This is a genomic window from Demequina sp., assembly GCF_047975725.1.
GTDB lineage: Bacteria > Actinomycetota > Actinomycetes > Actinomycetales > Demequinaceae > Demequina.
Map to the genome: position 1 here is coordinate 1 of NZ_JBKEED010000018.1, position 17,188 is coordinate 17,188.

Sequence of the window (17,188 nt, forward strand, 5' to 3'; positions counted from 1 at the left end):
CCGTCGGCGAGGTGGGCAACGCCGAGCAGTCGAACATCAACTGGGGAAAGGCCGGCCGCATGCGCTGGAAGGGCCGGCGCCCGACCGTGCGTGGCGTGGTGATGAACCCGGTCGACCACCCGCACGGTGGTGGCGAGGGCAAGACGAGCGGTGGCCGCCACCCCGTCAGCCCCTGGGGCCAGGCGGAGGGCCGCACGCGCCGTCCGAACAAGCCCAGCGACAAGCTCATCGTCCGCCGCCGGCCCACCGGCAAGAAGAAGCGCTAGTAGGAGAGTCCGATGCCCCGCAGCCTCAAGAAGGGTCCGTTCGTCGACGACCACCTGCAGAAGAAGGTGGACGCCCAGAACGAGGCGGGTTCGAAGAACGTCATCAAGACCTGGTCCCGTCGGTCGGTTATCACCCCCGACTTCCTGGGTCACACCTTTGCCGTGCACGACGGCCGCAAGCACGTCCCGGTGTTCGTCACCGAGTCGATGGTCGGTCACAAGCTGGGCGAGTTTGCGCCCACCCGCACGTTCAAGGGCCACGTCAAGGACGACCGCAAGGGCCGCCGCTAAGGCGCCCGGGCGTAGGTAAGAGGAGTTACAGATGGAAGCCAAGGCGCAGACGCGATACCTTCGCGTGACCGCCCAGAAGGCTCGCCGTGTCGTGAACCTGGTCCGTGGTCAGAACGCCACCGAGGCCATCGCCACGTTGCGGTTCCAGCCTCAGGCCGTCGCCACCGATGTGCGCAAGCTCATCGAGTCGGCAGTGGCCAACGCGCGAGTCAAGGCCGACGCGGCCGGTGAGCGCTTCGACGAGTCCGAGCTCGTGATCACCTCGATCACGGTCGACGAGGGCCCGACCATGAAGCGCATCCAGCCCCGTGCTCAGGGCCGTGCGAACCGCATTCTCAAGCGCACCAGCCACATCAACGTGACGGTGGCGACGCCCGTCAAGGAAGGGGCCAAGTAATGGGTCAGAAGATCAACCCGCACGGCTACCGCCTGGGTATCACCACCGACCACCGCTCGCGTTGGTTCGCGGACTCGACCAAGAAGGGCGAGCGCTACCGCGACTACGTGGACGAGGATGTCAAGATCCGCAAGCTGATGTCGCAGGGCCTCGAGCGCGCAGGCGTGTCGAAGGTCGAGATCGAGCGCACCCGTGAGCGTGTGCGTGTCGACCTGCACACCGCGCGTCCCGGCATCGTCATCGGTCGCCGTGGTGCCGAGGCCGACAAGCTTCGCGCCAACCTCGAGAAGCTGACCGGCAAGCAGGTTCAGCTCAACATCCTCGAGGTTAAGAACGCCGAGATCGACGCCCAGCTCGTCGCACAGGGCATCGCCGAGCAGCTCGCTTCGCGTGTCTCGTTCCGGCGTGCCATGCGTAAGGGCATTCAGTCCGCGCTGCGCGCCGGCGCCAAGGGCATCCGAGTCCAGTGCTCGGGCCGTCTTGGCGGTGCCGAGATGTCGCGTTCGGAGTTCTACCGTGAGGGCCGCGTGCCGCTGCACACCCTCCGCGCGAACATCGACTACGGCTTCTTTGAGGCCCGCACCACCTTCGGCCAGATCGGTGTGAAGGTGTGGATCTACAAGGGCGACATGACGGAGAAGGAGTGGGCGGCCGAGCAGGCCAAGGCCCCCCGCCCGCAGCGAGGCCGCGGTCGCGGCGAGCGCAGCGAGCGTGGTCCCCGTCGTGACGGCGCCCCCCGTCAGTCCGCCGAGGCTCGCGCCGAGGCGCCTGCCGCTGCCGAGGCCCCCAAGGCCGACGCAGGGAAGGAAGGCTAAGCCATGCTCATTCCCCGTCGAGTGAAGCACCGCAAGCAGCACCACCCGAAGCGTTCGGGTATGTCGACCGGTGGCACCCAGGTGACCTTTGGTGACTTTGGCATCCAGGCTCTCGAGCCCGCCTACGTCACCAACCGCCAGATCGAGGCCGCTCGTATTGCGATGACTCGCCACATCAAGCGTGGTGGATAGGTGTGGATCAACATCTACCCCGACCGCCCGCTGACCAAGAAGCCTGCGGAGGTCCGCATGGGCTCCGGTAAGGGTTCGCCCGAGTGGTGGGTCTCCAACGTCAAGCCCGGCCGCGTGCTGTTCGAGCTTGCCGGTGTGCCGGAGGAGCTGGCCCGTGAGGCCATGCGCCGCGCCCAGCACAAGCTGCCCATGAAGACCCGTTTCGTGACCCGTGAGGGTGGTGACATCTAATGGCTATCGGCACTGACAGCCTCAGCCCCGTCGAGCTCGACGCCATGGAGGACTCGCGCCTCGTGGACGAGCTCAAGAAGGCCAAGGAAGAGCTGTTCAACCTGCGCTTCCAGTCGGCCACGGGTCAGCTCGAGAACCACGGCCGCCTCAAGGCCGTCAAGCGCGACATCGCTCGCATCTACACGATCCTGCGCGAGCGTGAGCTCGGCATCCGGACCGCGCCCACGGCGTCGGCCGAGTAAGGAAGTACGACAATGTCGACTCAGAAGCACGCGACGGCTACGGCCGAGCACCGCGCGTACCGCAAGACGCGTCGTGGCTATGTCGTCAGCGACAAGATGGACAAGACGATCACCGTCGAGGTTGAGGACCGCGTCAAGCACCCCCTCTACGGCAAGGTTATGCGCCGCTCCAGCAAGATCAAGGCGCACGACGAGCTCAACACTGCCGGCATCGGCGACCTGGTGGTCGTGATGGAGACCCGACCGCTGTCCGCTTCCAAGCGGTGGCGTCTGGTCGAGATCGTCGAGAAGGCTAAGTAACCAACGTTCGACCAGGCTCACGGCGTCGTCCGTGAGAACCAGACGACAGGAGAAGAAGACATGATTCAGCAGGAGTCGCGGCTGCGCGTCGCCGACAACACGGGTGCCAAGGAGATCTTGGTCATCCGCGTGCTCGGTGGCTCCAAGCGCCGCTACGCCGGCATTGGTGACACCATCGTCGCCACCGTCAAGGACGCCATCCCCGGCGGCAACGTGAAGAAGGGCGACGTCGTCAAGGCCGTCGTCGTTCGTACCGCCAAGGAGCGTCGCCGTCCCGATGGCTCGTACATCAAGTTCGATGAGAACGCTGCGGTGATCCTCAAGGGCGACGCGGGCGAGCCCCGCGGTACGCGTATCTTCGGCCCCGTGGGCCGCGAGCTGCGCGACAAGAAGTTCATGAAGATCATCTCGCTGGCACCGGAGGTTATCTGATGGCGAAGATCAAGAAGGGCGACCTCGTGGTCGTCATCGCCGGACGCGACCGCGGCCAGCAGGGCCGCGTGCTCGACGTCAACAAGGAAAACGACCGCGTGATCGTTGAGGGCGTCCAGCGTGTGACCAAGCACATCAAGCCGGGCACCCGTCGCGACCAGCAGTCCGGCGGCATCATCACTTCCGAGGCGTCGCTGCACATCTCGAACGTGATGCTCGTCGACCCGGAGACCAAGAAGGGCACTCGTGTGGGCTTCCGCACGGAGCAGGTCGAGCAGGACGGTCGCAACCGCAACAAGCGTGTGCGTGTGGCCAAGCGCTCGGGTAAGGACGTCGAATGAGCACCTCAACCGCTCTGCCGCGGCTCAAGGAAAAGTACCGTGGCGAGATCATCGCCAAGCTCGTCGAGGAGTTCGGCCACGAGAACGTCAACCAGGTTGCCGGTCTGACCAAGATCGTCGTCAACATGGGTGTCGGTGACGCGGCCAAGGACTCGAAGCTGATCGAGGGTGCGATCGCTGATCTCACCGCGATCACCGGTCAGAAGCCGCAGGTCACCAAGGCTCGCAAGTCGATCGCGCAGTTCAAGCTGCGTGAGGGCCAGCCCATCGGCGCGCACGTCACCCTGCGTGGCGACCGCATGTGGGAGTTCCTGGACCGTCTGCTGTCGCTTGCGCTGCCGCGCATCCGCGACTTCCGCGGGCTCAGCCCCAAGCAGTTCGACGGCAACGGCAACTACACCTTCGGTCTCACCGAGCAGTCGATGTTCCACGAGATCGACCAGGACAAGATCGACCGCGTGCGCGGCATGGACATCACCATTGTCACGACCGCGACCACGGACGACGAGGGCCGCTCGCTGCTCAAGCAGCTGGGCTTCCCGTTCAAGGAGAAGTGACCCATGGCCAAGACTGCGCTGAAGAACAAGGCGGCCGGCAAGCAGAAGTTCGCCGTGCGCGCCTACACCCGGTGCCAGAAGTGCGGTCGTCCGCACTCGGTGTACCGCAAGTTCGGCCTCTGCCGCGTGTGCTTCCGCGAGATGGCTCACGCAGGTGAGCTGCCCGGAATCACCAAGAGCAGCTGGTAAAACCACTACGCCACAGGTCCTCCCTTGGAGGAAACCACGGCGAGGAAGAGTTCAACACTCATGACGATGACTGATCCCATCGCAGACATGCTGACGCGTCTGCGCAACGCGAACGCGGCATACCACGAGACCGTGTCGATGCCGCACTCCAAGCTCAAGGCTTCCATTGCCACGATCCTGGAGTCCGAGGGCTACATCTCTGCTTCGGAGACCACCGATGCAGAGGTGGGCAAGACCCTCACGCTGACCCTGAAGTACGGCCCCAACCGCGAGCGTTCGCTCGCCGGTGTGCGCCGCGTGTCCAAGCCCGGCCTGCGCGTTTACGCGAAGTCGACGAACCTCCCGAAGGTTCTCGGCGGCCTGGGCGTGGCCATCCTGTCCACCTCCTCCGGTCTGCTGACTGACCGTGAGGCCGAGAAGAAGGGCGTCGGCGGCGAGGTCGTCGCGTTCGTCTGGTAAGGGAAGGAGAGAAACACATGTCACGCATTGGCAAGTACCCCGTCTCCATCCCCTCGGGTGTGGACGTCACCATCGAAGGCGACCTCGTGACGGTCAAGGGCCCCAAGGGCTCGCTGACCCACACCGTCGCTTCCCCCATCACCGTGGAAAAGGGTGACGAGGGCATCGCCGTCAAGCGACCCAACGACGAGCGCGTCGCAAAGTCGCTGCACGGCCTGACCCGCACCCTCATCGCCAACATGGTCGAGGGCGTCACCAACGGCTACGAGAAGAAGCTCGAGATTGTGGGTACGGGTTACCGTGTCGCGCTCAAGGGCTCGGAGCTCGAGTTCGCGCTCGGCTTCTCGCACCCGGTGATCATCGCGCCGCCCACCGGCATCACCTTCGCTGTGGAGAGCCCCACCAAGTTCTCCGTGTCGGGTATCGACAAGCAGCAGGTGGGCGAGGTCGCGGCCAACATCCGCAAGATCCGCAAGCCCGAGCCGTACAAGGGCAAGGGTGTGCGCTACGCGGGCGAGCAGGTACGCCGCAAGGCCGGAAAGACGGGTAAGTAAGCCATGAGCATCACTGTCAAGGGCAAGGGGAAGACGATTGCGCGCAAGCGCCGTCACTTCCGCCTGCGCAAGAAGATCTCCGGCACGACCGCGCGTCCGCGTCTGGTTGTGACCCGGTCGGCCCGTCACATGGTCGCGCAGATCGTGGACGACACCGTGGGCAAGACCCTCGTGTCGGCTTCGACGCTCGAGGCCGATGTGCGTGCGCTCGACGGCGACAAGACCGCGAAGGCCAGCAAGGTTGGCGAGCTCGTCGCCGAGCGTGCCAAGGCAGCGGGAATCGACACCGTCGTGTTCGACCGCGGCGGAAACAAATACCACGGTCGTGTGGCAGCGGTCGCAGACGGCGCCCGAGAGGGTGGCCTGGCTCTGTAGCCGGGACCACGAAAGGAAATCGCATGGCTGACAACAACCGTCGCGACAACCGTCGCGGCAATGAGCCTGACAACAAGTTCATCGAGCGCGTAGTCACGATCAACCGTGTCTCCAAGGTCGTCAAGGGTGGTCGTCGCTTTAGCTTCACCGCGCTTGTCGTCGTGGGTGACGGCGAAGGCAACGTAGGCGTGGGCTACGGCAAGGCCAAGGAGGTGCCCGCGGCTATCTCCAAGGGCGTCGAGGAGGCGAAGCGGAACTTCTTCCGCGTGCCCCGTATCCAGGGCACCATCCCTCACGTCGTCCAGGGTGAGGCTGCCGCTGGCGTCGTGTACCTGCGTCCGGCTTCGCCCGGTACCGGTGTGATCGCCGGTGGTCCGGTGCGCGCCGTGCTCGAGTGCGCTGGCGTTCACGACATCCTGTCGAAGTCGCTTGGCTCGTCCAACGCGATCAACATCGTTCACGCGACCGTTGACGCCCTCAAGCGCCTTGAGCGCCCTGAGGCCGTTGCCGCTCGCCGTGGCAAGGCCGTGGAGGACGTGGCTCCCGCCGCGCTGCTCCGCGCCCAGGCTGCGGGGGTGAAGTAATGGCTCGCCTCAAGGTTCAGCAGAAGAAGTCGGCGATCGGTGTGAAGCCGCAGCACCGCGAGACCTTGCGGTCGCTCGGGCTCAAGCGCATCGGCGACATCGTCGTCAAGGAGGACCGTCCCGAGATCCGCGGGATGGTCAAGGCGGTCGACCACCTGGTCACCGTCGAGGAGGTTGAGTAATGGCTGAGGACAAGAAGGCTGCGGCGGAGGAGACTCCCGCCAAGAAGCCCGCTGCCAAGAAGCCGGCCGCGAAGAAGCCCGCCGCCGACAAGGCTGTGGCTGACAAGAAGCCTGCCGCTGAGAAGAAGCCGGCCGCCAAGAAGGCGACCGCTTCCAAGGCTGCTGCTTCGGACGAGGCCGTGACCAAGGCTCCGGCCAAGAAGCCGGCTGCCAAGAAGGCCGCGGCCGCGGAGCCCGAGGCGAAGGTGACCACCCTCAAGGTGCACCACCTGCGTCCGGCCCCCGGCTCGCACACCAAGAAGACCCGCGTGGGTCGCGGTGAGGGCTCGAAGGGTAAGACGGCTGGTCGCGGTACCAAGGGCACGGGAGCCCGTTACCAGGTTCCCGCGCGCTTCGAGGGTGGCCAGACGCCTATCCACATGCGCATCCCCAAGCTGCCCGGCTTCAAGAACCCCTTCAAGGTGACCTACCAGGTCGTCAACGTGGGGCAGATTGCCGAGTTGTTCCCCAAGGGCGGCGACGTCACCAAGGCTGACCTGGTCGAGAAGGGTGCGGTGCGCCGCAACCAACTCGTCAAGGTCCTGGGTGACGGCGACATCGCGGTCAAGGTCACGATCGTCGACGCGGACAAGGTTTCTCAGTCCGCGAAGACCAAGATCGAGGCGGCCGGCGGTTCCGTCAACGAGGGCTAGAGTCGTAGGCGGGCCGCGCGTTCACGTGCGGCCCGCCTCGACGTTTTCGACGGGGTGGCAAGGCCCCGTAATCATGGAGGATCAATGCTGAGTGGCTTCGTGAACGCTTTCCGGACGCCTGACCTGCGCCGAAAGCTACTGTTCACCCTCGGGATCATCGCTATCTACCGCGCGGGTGTGTCTATCCCCACGCCTGGTGTGGACTATGGCGCCGTGCAGGTGTGCATGGGTACCGACACGAACTCGGCATTCGCGGTCCTCAACTTGTTCTCCGGCGGCGCATTGCTGCAGCTGTCGATCTTTGCGCTGGGCATCATGCCGTACATCACGGCCTCGATCATGGTCCAGTTGCTGCGCGTGCTCATTCCGCGCTTTGAGACTCTCTACAAGGAGGGTCAGGAGGGCCAGGCGAAGCTCACCCAGTACACGCGGTACATCACCGTCGGGTTCGCCGCTCTCCAGTCGGCCTCGTACATCACGATGGCCCGCAACAACGTCTTCTTCCCCAACTGCACCGAACCGATCGTGCCGAACGACTCCTGGTACGTCATCACCGTCATGGTGCTGACCATGACCGCAGGCACGGTATTCATCATGTGGCTGGGCGAGCGCATCACCGAGCGCGGTGTCGGTAACGGCATGTCGCTGTTGATCTTCACCTCGATCGCCGCTTCGTTCCCCGGTGTCGTGTCGACTATCTGGAACTCGTCCAATGGCCTGCGCAACCTGCTGATCACCGCCGTCGTGGTGATGGTCGTGATCGCCGCGGTCGTCTACGTCGAGCAGTCCCAGCGTCGTATCCCCGTGCAGTACGCCAAGCGCATGGTCGGCCGCCGCATGCTCGGCGGGTCGTCGACCTACATCCCGATCAAGATCAACATGGCGGGCATCATCCCCGTGATCTTCGCTTCGTCGCTCCTGATGCTTCCCCAGGTGATCCTGCAGTTCACCGGCACGGACTCGCCCGGCTGGTTGATCTGGATGAACGACCACGTCGCCAACCCGGCCGCACCGCTGAACATGGCGCTGTATGTGCTGCTCATCATCTTCTTCGCGTACTTCTACACCGCGATCACGTTCAACCCTGAAGACGTGGCCGACAACATGAAGAAGTACGGCGGCTTCATCCCCGGCATCCGTCCGGGACAGCCCACGGCTGACTTCTTGGCCTACGTGCTTTCCCGCATCACCGCTGCCGGTTCGCTGTACCTCGCTGCTGTCGCGCTGGTGCCGACGATCGCGTTTGTGATGCTCGGCCTCAGCACGTCGATCCCGTTTGGCGGCGCGTCCATCCTCATCCTCGTGGGCGTGGGTCTGGACACTGTCAAGCGCATCCAGTCGCAGCTGGAGCAGCATCACTACGAAGGGTTCCTCAAGTAATGCGCACCGTTCTTCTTGGCCCGCCCGGCGCGGGCAAGGGCACCCAGGCCGCTCGTCTTGCCGAGCGCTGGGCTGTCCCCGCCATCTCGACAGGCGACATCTTCCGCGCCAACGTTCAGGGCGACACGGAGCTGGGCCGCAAGGCTCAGGAGTACATGTCCGCCGGCGCGTTGGTCCCCGACGAGGTCACGAACGCCATGGTGCGTGACCGCCTCGCTCAGGACGACGTCGCGAACGGGTTCCTGCTCGACGGTTACCCCCGCAATCCCGACCAGGCAGTTGAGCTCGAGGGCATGCTCGCTGACTTGGGTGTCGACCTGGACGTCGCCATCGAGATTACGGCCGATGCGGATGCCGTCACCGAGCGTTTGCTGGGCCGCGCGAAGATCGAGGGCCGTGCCGATGACACCGAGCCGGTGATCCGCAAGCGCCTCGAGGTGTACGCCCTCCAGACGGCACCCGTCGCCGCGTACTACGAAGGTCGCGGTCTGCTGGTTCAGGTTGACGGACTGGGCGAGATCGCCGACGTCACCGAGCGCATCGTTTCCGCCGCAGAATCCCGCTGAGGCGTGTCCGGCAAGATCGAGCTCAAGACCCGCGAGCAGATGCGGGTCATGGCGCGCGCGGGCGTGATCGTCGAGCGTGCGCTCGCAGCGGCGCGCGCCGCAGCGGTCCCTGGTGCCACGACCCGTGAGGTCGACGCCGCGGCCGCTGCGGTCATTGCGGATGCTGGAGCGACGTCCAACTTCTTGGGCTACCACGGGTTCCCCGCGACCACCTGTATCTCCGTCAACGAGGAGATCGTCCACGGCATCCCCGGTGACCGCGTGCTCGCCTCTGGCGATGTGGTCTCGATTGACTGTGGCGCCATTGTCGACGGTTGGCACGGCGACTCCGCGATCTCGCTCATCGTGGGCGAGGCGCTGGGCGGCGATGACACGAAGCTGGTGGAGCAGACCCGGCGATCGCTCTGGGCCGGGATCGCCGCGCTCGCGAGTGCGAGCAGGCTCGACGAGGTCTCTGCGGCCATCGAAGACGTGACGGACGCGGCGGGGCTGTACCCCTTGGTGGGGTACGTCGGCCATGGGATCGGCACCGCGATGCACCAGGCACCCGACGTCATGAACTACCGGGTGCGGGGCCGCTCGCCACGGGTCCGTGCGGGCCTGTGCATTGCGATCGAGCCGATGACGGTGCTCGGAACGTCGGACTCCGAGGTGTTGGCCGATGACTGGACCGTGGTGTCCGCAGACGGCTCGCGTGGCGCGCACTGGGAGCACTCGATCGCCGTGCACGAGGACGGCATTTGGGTCCTGACGGCCGCTGACGGCGGTGCAGCAGGGCTCGCGCCCTTCGGAGTGACGCCCACTCCTCTCGGCTGACGTCACAGTCGCGTGCGCGGTGCGCGGTCGCCGCACGCCCGAGTGTGAGGTTTCCGACGGCGGTTCACACACTTGTGACGCAAGTGCCACGCCGCTGCAACTGCCTGCCCGTACGGTCGTTTCAGGGCGCCCACGCCGGGCTTCCTGACTCGTGAGGAGAGGGATCATGGCACGTGGCTTCTCATACGCGCCGGGCGCGAGCGACGAGGTCGAACTGGCCCAGCAGGAGGAGTTGTCTCGCGCGCAGGTGCAGGCGCTCGCTGGGGGGCGCAACGCTGTGGTGCGCGAGGTGATCGCCGGGAGGGCAGATCTACCGTTGGGCACGATGGTGGGGCTCGCCCACGACAAGGTCGCCGAGGTGCGCGTCGCGGTGGCGGGAAATCCCGCGTCGACCTCTTCCATCCTCGATCACCTGTCCCACGATCGGCACGCTGCGGTGCTGCACGCCCTGCTCGACAATCCCGCCGTGGAGCGAAGCGTCATCGAGTCCCTCGCCTTTCACCGCAAGGAGGAGGTCCGCACTCACGCGGTGCGCAGGCTCGACGATGCGACAACGGCGTCGAGCGCACGTGCGGGGGACATACCCCCGGAACTGCGGGACAAGGTGCGGCTGGCCGATGTCATGACCCTGCCTGTCGCTCAGGTGTCGCTCCACGGGGAGACCACCTACCGCCCCACGCGCACAGCCCCCGTGCGCGGATTCCGACCCGCGCAGGACGCTTAAGGCTCACCTGACATTCACGTGCACGCCACCGGCGTGACAGGGGAGCGTTACGTGGCCTCCGTAGGGTCTGTTCCCACAGACCTGGGAGGGTGGCGATGGCGGGCCGTAGCAGCGCGGATGGATCGTGGTCGAGGGCGTTCATGGCGAGTTCGGGCATTGGCGTCTCGCAGGTGCGACGGCGCCAACAGAGCCCTGAGTGGCACGAGGCATCGGGAGCGGACCTCGCTCGTCCCCGCTTTGCCGAACTCGCGCATCACAGGGATGTCGACGTGCGAGAGACGCTCGCGCGGCGGGAGGACTGCCCCATGGCGGTGCTCGCCACGTTGGCACACGACGCCAGGGCCGTGGTGCGCGTAGCGGTGGCGGCCAATCCGGCGGCGCGGCCGGCCATCCTCGAACACCTGGCCAAGGACCGCGACACCGCGGTGGCGAAGGCGGTCGCCCGCAATCGGGCCGCGCCCGCGACGCTGCGCCAAGAACTGTGCGGCCACCGCAAGGGAGAGGTGCGCAGGGCCGCGCTGCGCGCAGTGGCGGAGCACGGGCAGATGAACCCGACGGGTGACCTCACCGCGCGCACCGACGTGCCAGCCGAACTGCGCGACGCCACCCAGCCGCACGAGGAACGGGCGGCCGACAAGCCGATGCGCCGCAGCGAGCCGCGCACCTACGCCCCTCGCCCCGTGGTCGCCGCGCGCCCCAGGCCTGGCCTGGCGCGTCCCTAACGGCCGTGGGAGAGGGCACGCGACACCCTCGTGGGTGTTGTCGAGTTGTTCACAACAAGTCGCGCCGTCGCGCGCGCGTGCCTAGAGTGGGGCGCACAGCGTCCACCGGGCGGTGAGCGCTGCGCCAAGGAGGGCAGGGACGTGGGCTTCACGCCGACACGGGGGGCTTTCGAGTACATCGCTAAGGCACAGGACCCCGAAGTGACGGGGCCCGAACTGCTCACGCTCGCTGTTCACCGCAACAGCGCGGTACGCACGGCCGTCGCAAGCCGGCCCGACTGCCCCGTCAGTGCACTGATCTCCCTGGGCCACGACAGCGACCACGGCGTGCTCCGCGCGCTCATTGCCAACCCACGCACCCCGCTGTCGGTGATGAGGGCGCTCGCAGACCACCGCAACACCGAGATCTCGGGTAGTGCCGTGCAGCGGCTGCGCAATGGCCTTGCCTAGCACGGTGCGGTTGGCAAGCGCCTAAACCTGGCGTATAGTGATTCGTCGGGCGTTTTTGCGCGCCCGCGTAACCAACCAACGTGAGTGGAGTCCATGGCCAAGAAAGACGGCGTCATCGAGGTCGAGGGCACGGTGGTGGAGGCGCTTCCGAACGCATCCTTCCGTGTGGAGTTGACCAATGGTCATCTCGTCCTCGCACACATCTCGGGCAAGATGCGACAGCACTACATCAGGATCCTCCCTGAGGACCGTGTAGTCGTCGAGTTGAGCCCATACGACCTGTCCCGCGGCCGCATCGTCTACCGCTACAAGTAAGCGGCGAGGCACGCACAGGCGTTCCGCGTGTCGACCGCAAGGAAAGAAGCATGAAGGTTAAGCCGAGCGTCAAGCCGATCTGCGACAAGTGCAAGGTGATCCGTCGCAATGGCCGAGTCATGGTCATTTGCGACAACCTGCGCCACAAGCAGCGTCAGGGCTAGACAACTACACACGACCTCGTTCAGGCAGCCGCAAGGCAGCCCCCGGCTCGGAGGCCGGGGCCCGCACTACAGAAACCCGCGGGAAGCTTGAGCGTCAGACCTCCGACTACTGAGGAGTAGAAGAAAGACAATGGCACGCATCGTCGGCGTTGACCTCCCGCGCGAAAAGCGCATGGAGATCGCGCTCACCTACATTTACGGGATCGGTCGCACCCGCGCGCACCAGATCCTCGCCGCCACTGGCGTGAGCCCCGACCTCCGCGTCAAGGACGCCGGAGACGCTGAGCTCGTCGCCCTGCGCGAGTACATCGAGGCCAACTTCCAGGTCGAGGGTGACCTGCGCCGTGAGGTGCAGGCCGACATCCGCCGCAAGGTGGAGATCGGCAACTACCAGGGCCTGCGCCACCGTCGTGGCATGCCGGTCCGCGGTCAGCGCACCAAGACCAACGCGCGTACCCGCAAGGGCCCCAAGAAGACCGTCGCCGGAAAGAAGAAGTAAGCCATGGCAGCTCCCACGCGTAAGCCGCGTAAGAAGATCAAGAAGACAGTCGCGCACGGTCAGGCTCACATCAAGTCGACCTTCAACAACACGATCATCTCGATCACGGACCCCTCGGGTGCCGTCGTGTCGTGGTCGTCGTCCGGACAGGTGGGCTTCAAGGGCTCGCGCAAGTCCACCCCCTACGCCGCGCAGATGGCCGCCGAGGCCGCCGCTCGCCGCGCGCAGGAGGCCGGCATGTCCAAGGTTGACGTGTTCGTGAAGGGCCCGGGCTCGGGCCGCGACACCGCGATCCGCTCGCTGACCGCAGCCGGCCTCGAGGTGACCTCCATCAAGGACGTCACCCCGCAGGCGCACAACGGCTGCCGTCCGCCCAAGCGTCGCCGCAACTAGTCTCAGAGGCGCTCACGCGCCACTCGCCCCGTCGGCGCCCGCAAGGGCGCTGACGGCGGCTTCCAAGTGAAGAACCGTGACCCCGGTGGAACCGAACGCCGCCGGATCTTGCGAGCATCAAATGGTGGGTGCTCGGAAAGGAATCAACAGTGCTGATCGCACAGCGTCCCCAGCTGACCGAGAAGGTCATTTCGGACAACCGTTCGCAGTTCTCTCTCAAGCCCCTCGAGCCCGGCTTCGGCTACACGCTCGGCAACTCGCTCCGCCGCACGCTCCTGTCGTCCATCCCGGGCGCCGCGATCACGTCGGTGCGTTTTGAGGGTGTCCTCCACGAGTTCACGACCATTGAGGGCGTGAAGGAGGACGTGACGGAGATTCTGCTGAACCTCAAGAACCTGGTGGTCTCGTCGCACCACGACGAGCCCGTCGTCATGTACCTGCGCAAGTCGGGTGCTGGCGCCGTGACCGGTGCGGACATCGCGCCGCCCGCCGGTGTCGAGGTCCACAACCCTGACCTTCACATCGCGACGCTGAACTCGAAGGCCAAGTTCGAGGTCGAGCTGACCGTCGAGCGCGGCCGTGGCTACGTGCCCGCCTCGATGAACAAGAGCTACGACGCGGAGATCGGTCAGATCCCCGTGGACTCGATCTACTCGCCGGTGCTCAAGGTCACCTACAAGGTGGAGGCCACCCGTGTGGCCCAGCGCACCGACTTCGACGAGCTGATCATCGACGTCGAGACCAAGAACTCGATCTCGCCCGCTGACGCTCTCGCGTCTGCTGGTTCGACGCTCGTCGAGCTGTTCTCGCTGGCCAAGGGCCTGAACGAGGCGGCGGAGGGAATCGAGATTGGTCCCTCGGACTCGGAGGACTCCATCGAGGAGGACTACAACCAGCCCATCGAGGAGCTCAACCTCACCCAGCGCTCGTACAACTGCCTCAAGCGCGAGGGCATTCACACCGTGGGCGAGCTGACCGCCCGCTCGGAAGCGGACCTCATGGACATCCGCAACTTCGGGCAGAAGTCGATCACCGAGGTCAAGGAGAAGCTCGCAGAGCTGGGCTTCTCGCTCAAGGACGGCGCCGTCGAGTACGACGGTGGCTCCGCGGGCGTGTACTTCTCGGGCAGCGAAGAGTAACAAGGAGAACCATCCATCATGCCTACCCCCACTAAGGGAGCGCGCCTGGGCGGCGGTCCTGCACACGAGCGTCAGATCCTGGCGAACCTCGCGCAGAGCCTGTTCGAGCACGGCCGCATCACCACCACCGTCACCAAGGCCAAGCGTCTGCGTCCTTACGCTGAGCGCCTGATCACCTTCGCCAAGCGCGGCGACCTCGCCTCGCGCCGCCGGGTGCTCGGGATCATCTCGGACAAGGGCGTCGTGCACGCGCTGTTCGCTGAGATCGGCCCCGGCTTCGCTGAGCGCGAGGGCGGCTACACCCGCATCACCAAGGTCGGCAACCGCAAGGGCGACAACGCCCCCATGGCCGTGATCGAGCTCGTCGAGTTCGGCACCCCCGCCAAGAAGGCAGTCTCGAAGGAGGCCGAGAAGGCCACCAAGAAGGCCGCCCCCAAGGCGAAGAAGGCCGACAAGGTTGACGAGGCGCCCGTCGAGGCCGCCGAGGAGACCGTTGAGGCTCCTGTCGAGGCCGCCGACGAGGCTGCCGAGAAGGCCGACGAGAAGTAAACACTTCGCTTCCAGCCGATGCGCGCATCGGCTCGTAGCACTCAAGACGGGCTCTCATGACTGATCTGCACAGCAGTGACGTCGTGAGGGCCCGTCTTGATTTCTCTTACGACGGCACCGACTTCTCTGGCTGGGCGTCCCAGCCTGGTTTGCGGACCGTTCAAGGCGAGATGGAAGCCGCGCTCGCCCGCATCATCCGGGACCCTGCCACGGGCCAGGGGATGCCCATCCGGCTGACCGTCGCTGGCCGTACGGACGCTGGCGTTCACGCCCGCCACCAGGTGGCCCATGCGGACATCCCCGTGGAGTCCTGGGGGCGCATGCCGGGACGATGCGTGCGCAGCCCTGAGGTGGGCCTGCGCGACCGGCTCGACGGGATCTTGCCCGACGACGTGAGCATCCACAGCGTGATGGTGGCGCCCGAAGGCTTCGATGCCAGGTTCGCCGCAACCGAGCGCCGCTATGCCTACCGCGTGTGTGACGTCGCCGCACTGCGCGACCCCCTGACTCGCCGCCACGTGATGTGGCACGACGGCGACCTTGATCTCGACGCGCTCAACGCGGCTTCGCGCACGTTGACTGGTCTGCGCGACTTTGCCCCCTTCTGCAAGGCGCGCGAGGGTGCGACCAGCATTCGCGACCTCAAGGAGTTCGCGTGGACCCGGCCGCAAGACGGACCAGACGCTGGGCTGCTCGTCGCGACGGTGCGTGCCGACGCCTTCTGCCACTCGATGGTGCGCTCACTCGTGGGCGCGGTCTTGCCCGTCGGCCAAGGCCGCAGGGACCTCGGCTGGTTGGCCGACGTGGCCGCCGGAACCGAGCGCTCGCAAGCCGTCGCGGTCGCGCCGGCACATGGGCTCACGCTTGAGCAGGTCTCGTATCCGGCCGATGCGGATTTGGCTGACCGCGCGACGCTCACCCGCGCTCGGCGCACCGCCATCTGAGGCGGTGACGCTCCTCGTGCTCAGGTGAGGGGTACCACGAAGGACTCGACGCGAGCGATCAGCCCGTCGCGCAACGTGAAGTGCGTGCTGAACGCAAACGTGAAGGTGCCGCCGTCCCACAAGGCACCCTTGCCGATACCGGTGGTGACCACCGCATCGGCCCCATCGAGGGTGCCCACCACGGTGCTGTCGACAGCCAGTTCGGGGCTGCCCCTGAAGCCTGGATTCTCGATCTCCAGGTCGAACTCGGCCTTGCCGTGGGTGGTGCGTACACCGTGGATCACCCACACCACATCGTCCGTGAGGCATTCCAAGACCACCTGATGGTCGGAACGGCGAAACCCATCCATATAGCGCTGAACTAGGTCGACTGGGGAGCTCATAGCGTGCCATTCGGTCACCACGTCGTGGGGAGATTCCAGCCTATGTCGGCGTCCCGCAGGGCGTGATGCGACCCCTGGTGGGACGGCGCCGGCTGTGTAGGATGCGTCGGGACGCCAGGGGAGAGGTGGATCGCGTGGACCACGTGGATCACGGAGACGTACAGGGTGCCGTCGAGCTGACCGACGACAGCGAACAGTTGCGCGTCCGCGTGGAGGGCGACGGCACTGCGCAGCTTGAGCTGGGGATCGGCGCCAAAGCCACCTTTGAGCCGATGAAGTTCGCTGGCGAAGTCCAGATTCTGGTCAATCGCGCCCTCGGCGAGCAGGTCTCGCGCACCTTGTCGCGGCACTGGAAGGCCGTCGCGGCCAGCGCCTCGAGGCGCCGTGAGGACGCTGGCCTGTCCGAGCCCGTCGAGGCGCGCCTGGAGGCAATCCTGGAGCGCACCCACGCGATGCGCGAGCGCGCGCAGGAACTGCGAACGCGGGACCGGCACCATGAGGCGATCGAGGCGGGGCGACGCGACCGGGTGTGGGTCGAGGCTCGCAGCGGCTTCGTCAGCGCCTTCAGCGTCGACGAGGGCTTCTACTCGTCGTGCCCATTGGCGGCGCTCCAAGACGAGATCAACGATGCACTCGCGCAGGCGCTCGCGCCCTCCGCACGGCTCGACGGGCCATTGACGGGATTGATGAATCGACCGCAGGAGGATCACTCGTGACCGATATTGCATGGAACCTCGAGGCGCTGCGCGATGACGCTCGCGCTTGGCGGTGCGTCTCCTCGAGCCTCGCCCAAGCCGCGAGCCTCCTGGAGGCCGTCAACCTGACGAACAAGGACTTCATGAGCTTCTTGTCGTCGTCCGCCCGAGCACAGACGGAGGTCACCCGGGCCGTGACAGCGCTTCAGGACTTCGCCACCGACGGCGGCGTGAAGACCAAGCAAGGATCGGACGTGCTGCTCGAAGTGGCCGAGGCGTATCGGGCCAACGAGGATGAGGCGCGGCGCGCGCTCGACGGTATGTGGGAACCCGAGGATCGGTAGGAGGGG

The 17,188-nt window shown here is 66.0% G+C and carries 31 protein-coding genes and 2 pseudogenes; 32 read left to right on the forward strand and 1 reads right to left on the reverse strand.

Annotated elements, in window-relative coordinates; all coding sequences use genetic code 11:
* The 30 genes and pseudogenes from ACK5NO_RS05665 to ACK5NO_RS05810 form a co-directional block, all read left to right on the forward strand.
* Positions 1 to 266, forward strand: a pseudogene (locus tag ACK5NO_RS05665) (50S ribosomal protein L2); the annotation flags it as partial.
* 12 nt (positions 267 to 278) lie between these two features.
* Positions 279 to 557 carry a 30S ribosomal protein S19 gene (rpsS, locus tag ACK5NO_RS05670; protein WP_286214972.1) on the forward strand — a complete coding sequence of 93 codons (279 nt, stop codon included), beginning with the start codon at positions 279 to 281 and terminating at the stop codon, positions 555 to 557.
* 31 nt (positions 558 to 588) lie between these two features.
* On the forward strand, positions 589 to 954 hold the full coding sequence (rplV, locus tag ACK5NO_RS05675; protein ID WP_416811696.1) for a 50S ribosomal protein L22: 366 nt from the start codon (positions 589 to 591) through the stop codon (positions 952 to 954).
* Positions 954 to 1,769: a 30S ribosomal protein S3 gene (rpsC, locus tag ACK5NO_RS05680; protein WP_416811697.1), complete on the forward strand. Its 816-nt coding sequence runs from the start codon at positions 954 to 956 to the stop codon at positions 1,767 to 1,769. The genes rplV and rpsC overlap by 1 nt, the downstream gene beginning before the upstream one ends.
* Before the next feature lie 3 nt (positions 1,770 to 1,772).
* Positions 1,773 to 2,192: pseudogene (rplP, locus tag ACK5NO_RS05685) on the forward strand (50S ribosomal protein L16).
* On the forward strand, positions 2,192 to 2,434 hold the full coding sequence (rpmC, locus tag ACK5NO_RS05690) for a 50S ribosomal protein L29 (protein ID WP_416811698.1): 243 nt from the start codon (positions 2,192 to 2,194) through the stop codon (positions 2,432 to 2,434). Before rplP ends, rpmC begins: the two are co-directional and overlap by 1 nt.
* 12 nt (positions 2,435 to 2,446) lie before the next feature.
* Positions 2,447 to 2,734, forward strand: coding sequence for a 30S ribosomal protein S17 (gene rpsQ, locus ACK5NO_RS05695; protein WP_416811699.1), 288 nt, complete (start codon positions 2,447 to 2,449; stop codon positions 2,732 to 2,734).
* 60 nt (positions 2,735 to 2,794) lie between these two features.
* Positions 2,795 to 3,166 (forward strand): 50S ribosomal protein L14, encoded by a 372-nt coding sequence (gene rplN / locus ACK5NO_RS05700; RefSeq protein WP_084105082.1) that lies wholly within the window; start codon positions 2,795 to 2,797, stop codon positions 3,164 to 3,166.
* Positions 3,166 to 3,507 (forward strand): 50S ribosomal protein L24, encoded by a 342-nt coding sequence (gene rplX / locus ACK5NO_RS05705; RefSeq protein WP_416811700.1) that lies wholly within the window; start codon positions 3,166 to 3,168, stop codon positions 3,505 to 3,507. Before rplN ends, rplX begins: the two co-directional genes overlap by 1 nt.
* Complete coding sequence (rplE, locus tag ACK5NO_RS05710) at positions 3,504 to 4,064, forward strand: 50S ribosomal protein L5 (RefSeq protein ID WP_416811701.1); 561 nt, start codon at positions 3,504 to 3,506, stop codon at positions 4,062 to 4,064. Before rplX ends, rplE begins: the two co-directional genes overlap by 4 nt.
* Before the next feature lie 3 nt (positions 4,065 to 4,067).
* Positions 4,068 to 4,253, forward strand: coding sequence for a type Z 30S ribosomal protein S14 (locus ACK5NO_RS05715; RefSeq protein WP_062069937.1), 186 nt, complete (start codon positions 4,068 to 4,070; stop codon positions 4,251 to 4,253).
* A 60-nt stretch (positions 4,254 to 4,313) separates the two neighbouring features.
* A complete protein-coding gene (gene rpsH, locus ACK5NO_RS05720; protein WP_416811702.1) occupies positions 4,314 to 4,712 on the forward strand; it encodes a 30S ribosomal protein S8 in 399 nt (132 codons plus the stop codon).
* A gap of 17 nt (positions 4,713 to 4,729) precedes the next feature.
* Positions 4,730 to 5,266 (forward strand): 50S ribosomal protein L6, encoded by a 537-nt coding sequence (gene rplF, locus ACK5NO_RS05725; protein WP_416811703.1) that lies wholly within the window; start codon positions 4,730 to 4,732, stop codon positions 5,264 to 5,266.
* 3 nt (positions 5,267 to 5,269) lie between these two features.
* Positions 5,270 to 5,641: a 50S ribosomal protein L18 gene (gene rplR, locus ACK5NO_RS05730; protein WP_416811704.1), complete on the forward strand. Its 372-nt coding sequence runs from the start codon at positions 5,270 to 5,272 to the stop codon at positions 5,639 to 5,641.
* A gap of 23 nt (positions 5,642 to 5,664) precedes the next feature.
* On the forward strand, positions 5,665 to 6,225 hold the full coding sequence (gene rpsE, locus ACK5NO_RS05735) for a 30S ribosomal protein S5 (protein ID WP_416811705.1): 561 nt from the start codon (positions 5,665 to 5,667) through the stop codon (positions 6,223 to 6,225).
* On the forward strand, positions 6,225 to 6,407 hold the full coding sequence (gene rpmD, locus ACK5NO_RS05740) for a 50S ribosomal protein L30 (protein WP_416811706.1): 183 nt from the start codon (positions 6,225 to 6,227) through the stop codon (positions 6,405 to 6,407). Before rpsE ends, rpmD begins: the two co-directional genes overlap by 1 nt.
* Positions 6,407 to 7,099 carry a 50S ribosomal protein L15 gene (gene rplO, locus ACK5NO_RS05745; RefSeq protein WP_416811707.1) on the forward strand — a complete coding sequence of 231 codons (693 nt, stop codon included), beginning with the start codon at positions 6,407 to 6,409 and terminating at the stop codon, positions 7,097 to 7,099. The genes rpmD and rplO overlap by 1 nt, the downstream gene beginning before the upstream one ends.
* An 84-nt stretch (positions 7,100 to 7,183) precedes the next feature.
* Positions 7,184 to 8,479 carry a preprotein translocase subunit SecY gene (gene secY, locus ACK5NO_RS05750; RefSeq protein ID WP_416811708.1) on the forward strand — a complete coding sequence of 432 codons (1,296 nt, stop codon included), beginning with the start codon at positions 7,184 to 7,186 and terminating at the stop codon, positions 8,477 to 8,479.
* Positions 8,479 to 9,045 (forward strand): adenylate kinase, encoded by a 567-nt coding sequence (locus ACK5NO_RS05755; RefSeq protein ID WP_416811709.1) that lies wholly within the window; start codon positions 8,479 to 8,481, stop codon positions 9,043 to 9,045. Before secY ends, ACK5NO_RS05755 begins: the two co-directional genes overlap by 1 nt.
* A gap of 3 nt (positions 9,046 to 9,048) precedes the next feature.
* Positions 9,049 to 9,861, forward strand: a complete 813-nt coding sequence (map, locus tag ACK5NO_RS05760) for a type I methionyl aminopeptidase (protein WP_416811710.1) — start codon at positions 9,049 to 9,051, stop codon at positions 9,859 to 9,861.
* Positions 9,862 to 10,027: 166 nt separating this feature from the next.
* Entirely contained in the window at positions 10,028 to 10,585 is a 558-nt protein-coding gene (locus ACK5NO_RS05765; RefSeq protein WP_416811711.1) for a hypothetical protein, read from the forward strand.
* A gap of 95 nt (positions 10,586 to 10,680) precedes the next feature.
* Positions 10,681 to 11,307, forward strand: a complete 627-nt coding sequence (locus ACK5NO_RS05770; RefSeq protein ID WP_416811712.1) for a hypothetical protein — start codon at positions 10,681 to 10,683, stop codon at positions 11,305 to 11,307.
* A gap of 141 nt (positions 11,308 to 11,448) precedes the next feature.
* Positions 11,449 to 11,757 carry a hypothetical protein gene (locus tag ACK5NO_RS05775; RefSeq protein ID WP_416811713.1) on the forward strand — a complete coding sequence of 103 codons (309 nt, stop codon included), beginning with the start codon at positions 11,449 to 11,451 and terminating at the stop codon, positions 11,755 to 11,757.
* Positions 11,758 to 11,850: 93 nt separating this feature from the next.
* Positions 11,851 to 12,072: a translation initiation factor IF-1 gene (gene infA / locus ACK5NO_RS05780; RefSeq protein WP_061960952.1), complete on the forward strand. Its 222-nt coding sequence runs from the start codon at positions 11,851 to 11,853 to the stop codon at positions 12,070 to 12,072.
* 50 nt (positions 12,073 to 12,122) lie between these two features.
* On the forward strand, positions 12,123 to 12,236 hold the full coding sequence (gene rpmJ / locus ACK5NO_RS05785; RefSeq protein ID WP_061960951.1) for a 50S ribosomal protein L36: 114 nt from the start codon (positions 12,123 to 12,125) through the stop codon (positions 12,234 to 12,236).
* Positions 12,237 to 12,366: 130 nt separating this feature from the next.
* Positions 12,367 to 12,735 carry a 30S ribosomal protein S13 gene (gene rpsM / locus ACK5NO_RS05790; protein WP_416811714.1) on the forward strand — a complete coding sequence of 123 codons (369 nt, stop codon included), beginning with the start codon at positions 12,367 to 12,369 and terminating at the stop codon, positions 12,733 to 12,735.
* A gap of 3 nt (positions 12,736 to 12,738) precedes the next feature.
* Complete coding sequence (gene rpsK, locus ACK5NO_RS05795; protein WP_062463072.1) at positions 12,739 to 13,128, forward strand: 30S ribosomal protein S11; 390 nt, start codon at positions 12,739 to 12,741, stop codon at positions 13,126 to 13,128.
* Positions 13,129 to 13,277: 149 nt separating this feature from the next.
* On the forward strand, positions 13,278 to 14,267 hold the full coding sequence (locus ACK5NO_RS05800) for a DNA-directed RNA polymerase subunit alpha (RefSeq protein WP_416811715.1): 990 nt from the start codon (positions 13,278 to 13,280) through the stop codon (positions 14,265 to 14,267).
* Positions 14,268 to 14,285: 18 nt separating this feature from the next.
* The gene (gene rplQ, locus ACK5NO_RS05805; RefSeq protein ID WP_416811716.1) at positions 14,286 to 14,816 is read left to right on the forward strand and encodes a 50S ribosomal protein L17; all 531 of its coding nucleotides are present in this window, start codon (positions 14,286 to 14,288) and stop codon (positions 14,814 to 14,816) included.
* Positions 14,817 to 14,872: 56 nt separating this feature from the next.
* The gene (locus ACK5NO_RS05810) at positions 14,873 to 15,760 is read left to right on the forward strand and encodes a tRNA pseudouridine synthase A (RefSeq protein ID WP_416811717.1); all 888 of its coding nucleotides are present in this window, start codon (positions 14,873 to 14,875) and stop codon (positions 15,758 to 15,760) included.
* Between the two features lie 20 nt (positions 15,761 to 15,780).
* Here the strand turns inward: ACK5NO_RS05810 and ACK5NO_RS05815 are convergent, their stop codons facing one another.
* A complete protein-coding gene (locus tag ACK5NO_RS05815) occupies positions 15,781 to 16,143 on the reverse strand; it encodes a nuclear transport factor 2 family protein (protein WP_416811718.1) in 363 nt (120 codons plus the stop codon).
* Positions 16,144 to 16,277: 134 nt separating this feature from the next.
* Here ACK5NO_RS05815 and ACK5NO_RS05820 point away from each other — a divergent pair, with 134 nt between their 5' ends.
* Together ACK5NO_RS05820 and ACK5NO_RS05825 are read left to right on the forward strand one after the other, a co-directional pair.
* Positions 16,278 to 16,859 (forward strand): hypothetical protein, encoded by a 582-nt coding sequence (locus tag ACK5NO_RS05820; protein WP_416811719.1) that lies wholly within the window; start codon positions 16,278 to 16,280, stop codon positions 16,857 to 16,859.
* Positions 16,856 to 17,182, forward strand: coding sequence for a hypothetical protein (locus ACK5NO_RS05825; RefSeq protein ID WP_416811720.1), 327 nt, complete (start codon positions 16,856 to 16,858; stop codon positions 17,180 to 17,182). Before ACK5NO_RS05820 ends, ACK5NO_RS05825 begins: the two co-directional genes overlap by 4 nt.
* The last annotated feature ends 6 nt before the right edge of the window (positions 17,183 to 17,188 follow it).

Excerpts from the sequence above, each read along its gene's own strand:
- rpsM (WP_416811714.1), top strand. The coding sequence starts at position 12,367 with ATGGCACGCATCGTCGGCGTTGACCTCCCGCGCGAAAAGCGCATGGAG.
- rplX (WP_416811700.1), top strand. The coding sequence starts at position 3,166 with ATGGCGAAGATCAAGAAGGGCGACCTCGTGGTCGTCATCGCCGGACGC.
- rplV (WP_416811696.1), top strand. The coding sequence starts at position 589 with ATGGAAGCCAAGGCGCAGACGCGATACCTTCGCGTGACCGCCCAGAAG.
- rpmD (WP_416811706.1), top strand. The coding sequence starts at position 6,225 with ATGGCTCGCCTCAAGGTTCAGCAGAAGAAGTCGGCGATCGGTGTGAAG.
- rpmJ (WP_061960951.1), top strand. The coding sequence starts at position 12,123 with ATGAAGGTTAAGCCGAGCGTCAAGCCGATCTGCGACAAGTGCAAGGTG.
- rplQ (WP_416811716.1), top strand. The coding sequence starts at position 14,286 with ATGCCTACCCCCACTAAGGGAGCGCGCCTGGGCGGCGGTCCTGCACAC.
- rplR (WP_416811704.1), top strand. The coding sequence starts at position 5,270 with ATGAGCATCACTGTCAAGGGCAAGGGGAAGACGATTGCGCGCAAGCGC.
- ACK5NO_RS05770 (WP_416811712.1), top strand. The coding sequence starts at position 10,681 with ATGGCGGGCCGTAGCAGCGCGGATGGATCGTGGTCGAGGGCGTTCATG.
- rpsE (WP_416811705.1), top strand. The coding sequence starts at position 5,665 with ATGGCTGACAACAACCGTCGCGACAACCGTCGCGGCAATGAGCCTGAC.
- infA (WP_061960952.1), top strand. The coding sequence starts at position 11,851 with ATGGCCAAGAAAGACGGCGTCATCGAGGTCGAGGGCACGGTGGTGGAG.
- ACK5NO_RS05765 (WP_416811711.1), top strand. The coding sequence starts at position 10,028 with ATGGCACGTGGCTTCTCATACGCGCCGGGCGCGAGCGACGAGGTCGAA.
- rplF (WP_416811703.1), top strand. The coding sequence starts at position 4,730 with ATGTCACGCATTGGCAAGTACCCCGTCTCCATCCCCTCGGGTGTGGAC.
- rpsS (WP_286214972.1), top strand. The coding sequence starts at position 279 with ATGCCCCGCAGCCTCAAGAAGGGTCCGTTCGTCGACGACCACCTGCAG.
- rpsH (WP_416811702.1), top strand. The coding sequence starts at position 4,314 with ATGACGATGACTGATCCCATCGCAGACATGCTGACGCGTCTGCGCAAC.
- ACK5NO_RS05810 (WP_416811717.1), top strand. The coding sequence starts at position 14,873 with ATGACTGATCTGCACAGCAGTGACGTCGTGAGGGCCCGTCTTGATTTC.
- rplE (WP_416811701.1), top strand. The coding sequence starts at position 3,504 with ATGAGCACCTCAACCGCTCTGCCGCGGCTCAAGGAAAAGTACCGTGGC.
- rpmC (WP_416811698.1), top strand. The coding sequence starts at position 2,192 with ATGGCTATCGGCACTGACAGCCTCAGCCCCGTCGAGCTCGACGCCATG.
- ACK5NO_RS05715 (WP_062069937.1), top strand. The coding sequence starts at position 4,068 with ATGGCCAAGACTGCGCTGAAGAACAAGGCGGCCGGCAAGCAGAAGTTC.
- rpsQ (WP_416811699.1), top strand. The coding sequence starts at position 2,447 with ATGTCGACTCAGAAGCACGCGACGGCTACGGCCGAGCACCGCGCGTAC.
- rpsC (WP_416811697.1), top strand. The coding sequence starts at position 954 with ATGGGTCAGAAGATCAACCCGCACGGCTACCGCCTGGGTATCACCACC.
- rplN (WP_084105082.1), top strand. The coding sequence starts at position 2,795 with ATGATTCAGCAGGAGTCGCGGCTGCGCGTCGCCGACAACACGGGTGCC.
- rpsK (WP_062463072.1), top strand. The coding sequence starts at position 12,739 with ATGGCAGCTCCCACGCGTAAGCCGCGTAAGAAGATCAAGAAGACAGTC.
- rplO (WP_416811707.1), top strand. The coding sequence starts at position 6,407 with ATGGCTGAGGACAAGAAGGCTGCGGCGGAGGAGACTCCCGCCAAGAAG.
- secY (WP_416811708.1), top strand. The coding sequence starts at position 7,184 with ATGCTGAGTGGCTTCGTGAACGCTTTCCGGACGCCTGACCTGCGCCGA.
- ACK5NO_RS05815 (WP_416811718.1), bottom strand. The coding sequence starts at position 16,143 with ATGAGCTCCCCAGTCGACCTAGTTCAGCGCTATATGGATGGGTTTCGC.
- ACK5NO_RS05755 (WP_416811709.1), top strand. The coding sequence starts at position 8,479 with ATGCGCACCGTTCTTCTTGGCCCGCCCGGCGCGGGCAAGGGCACCCAG.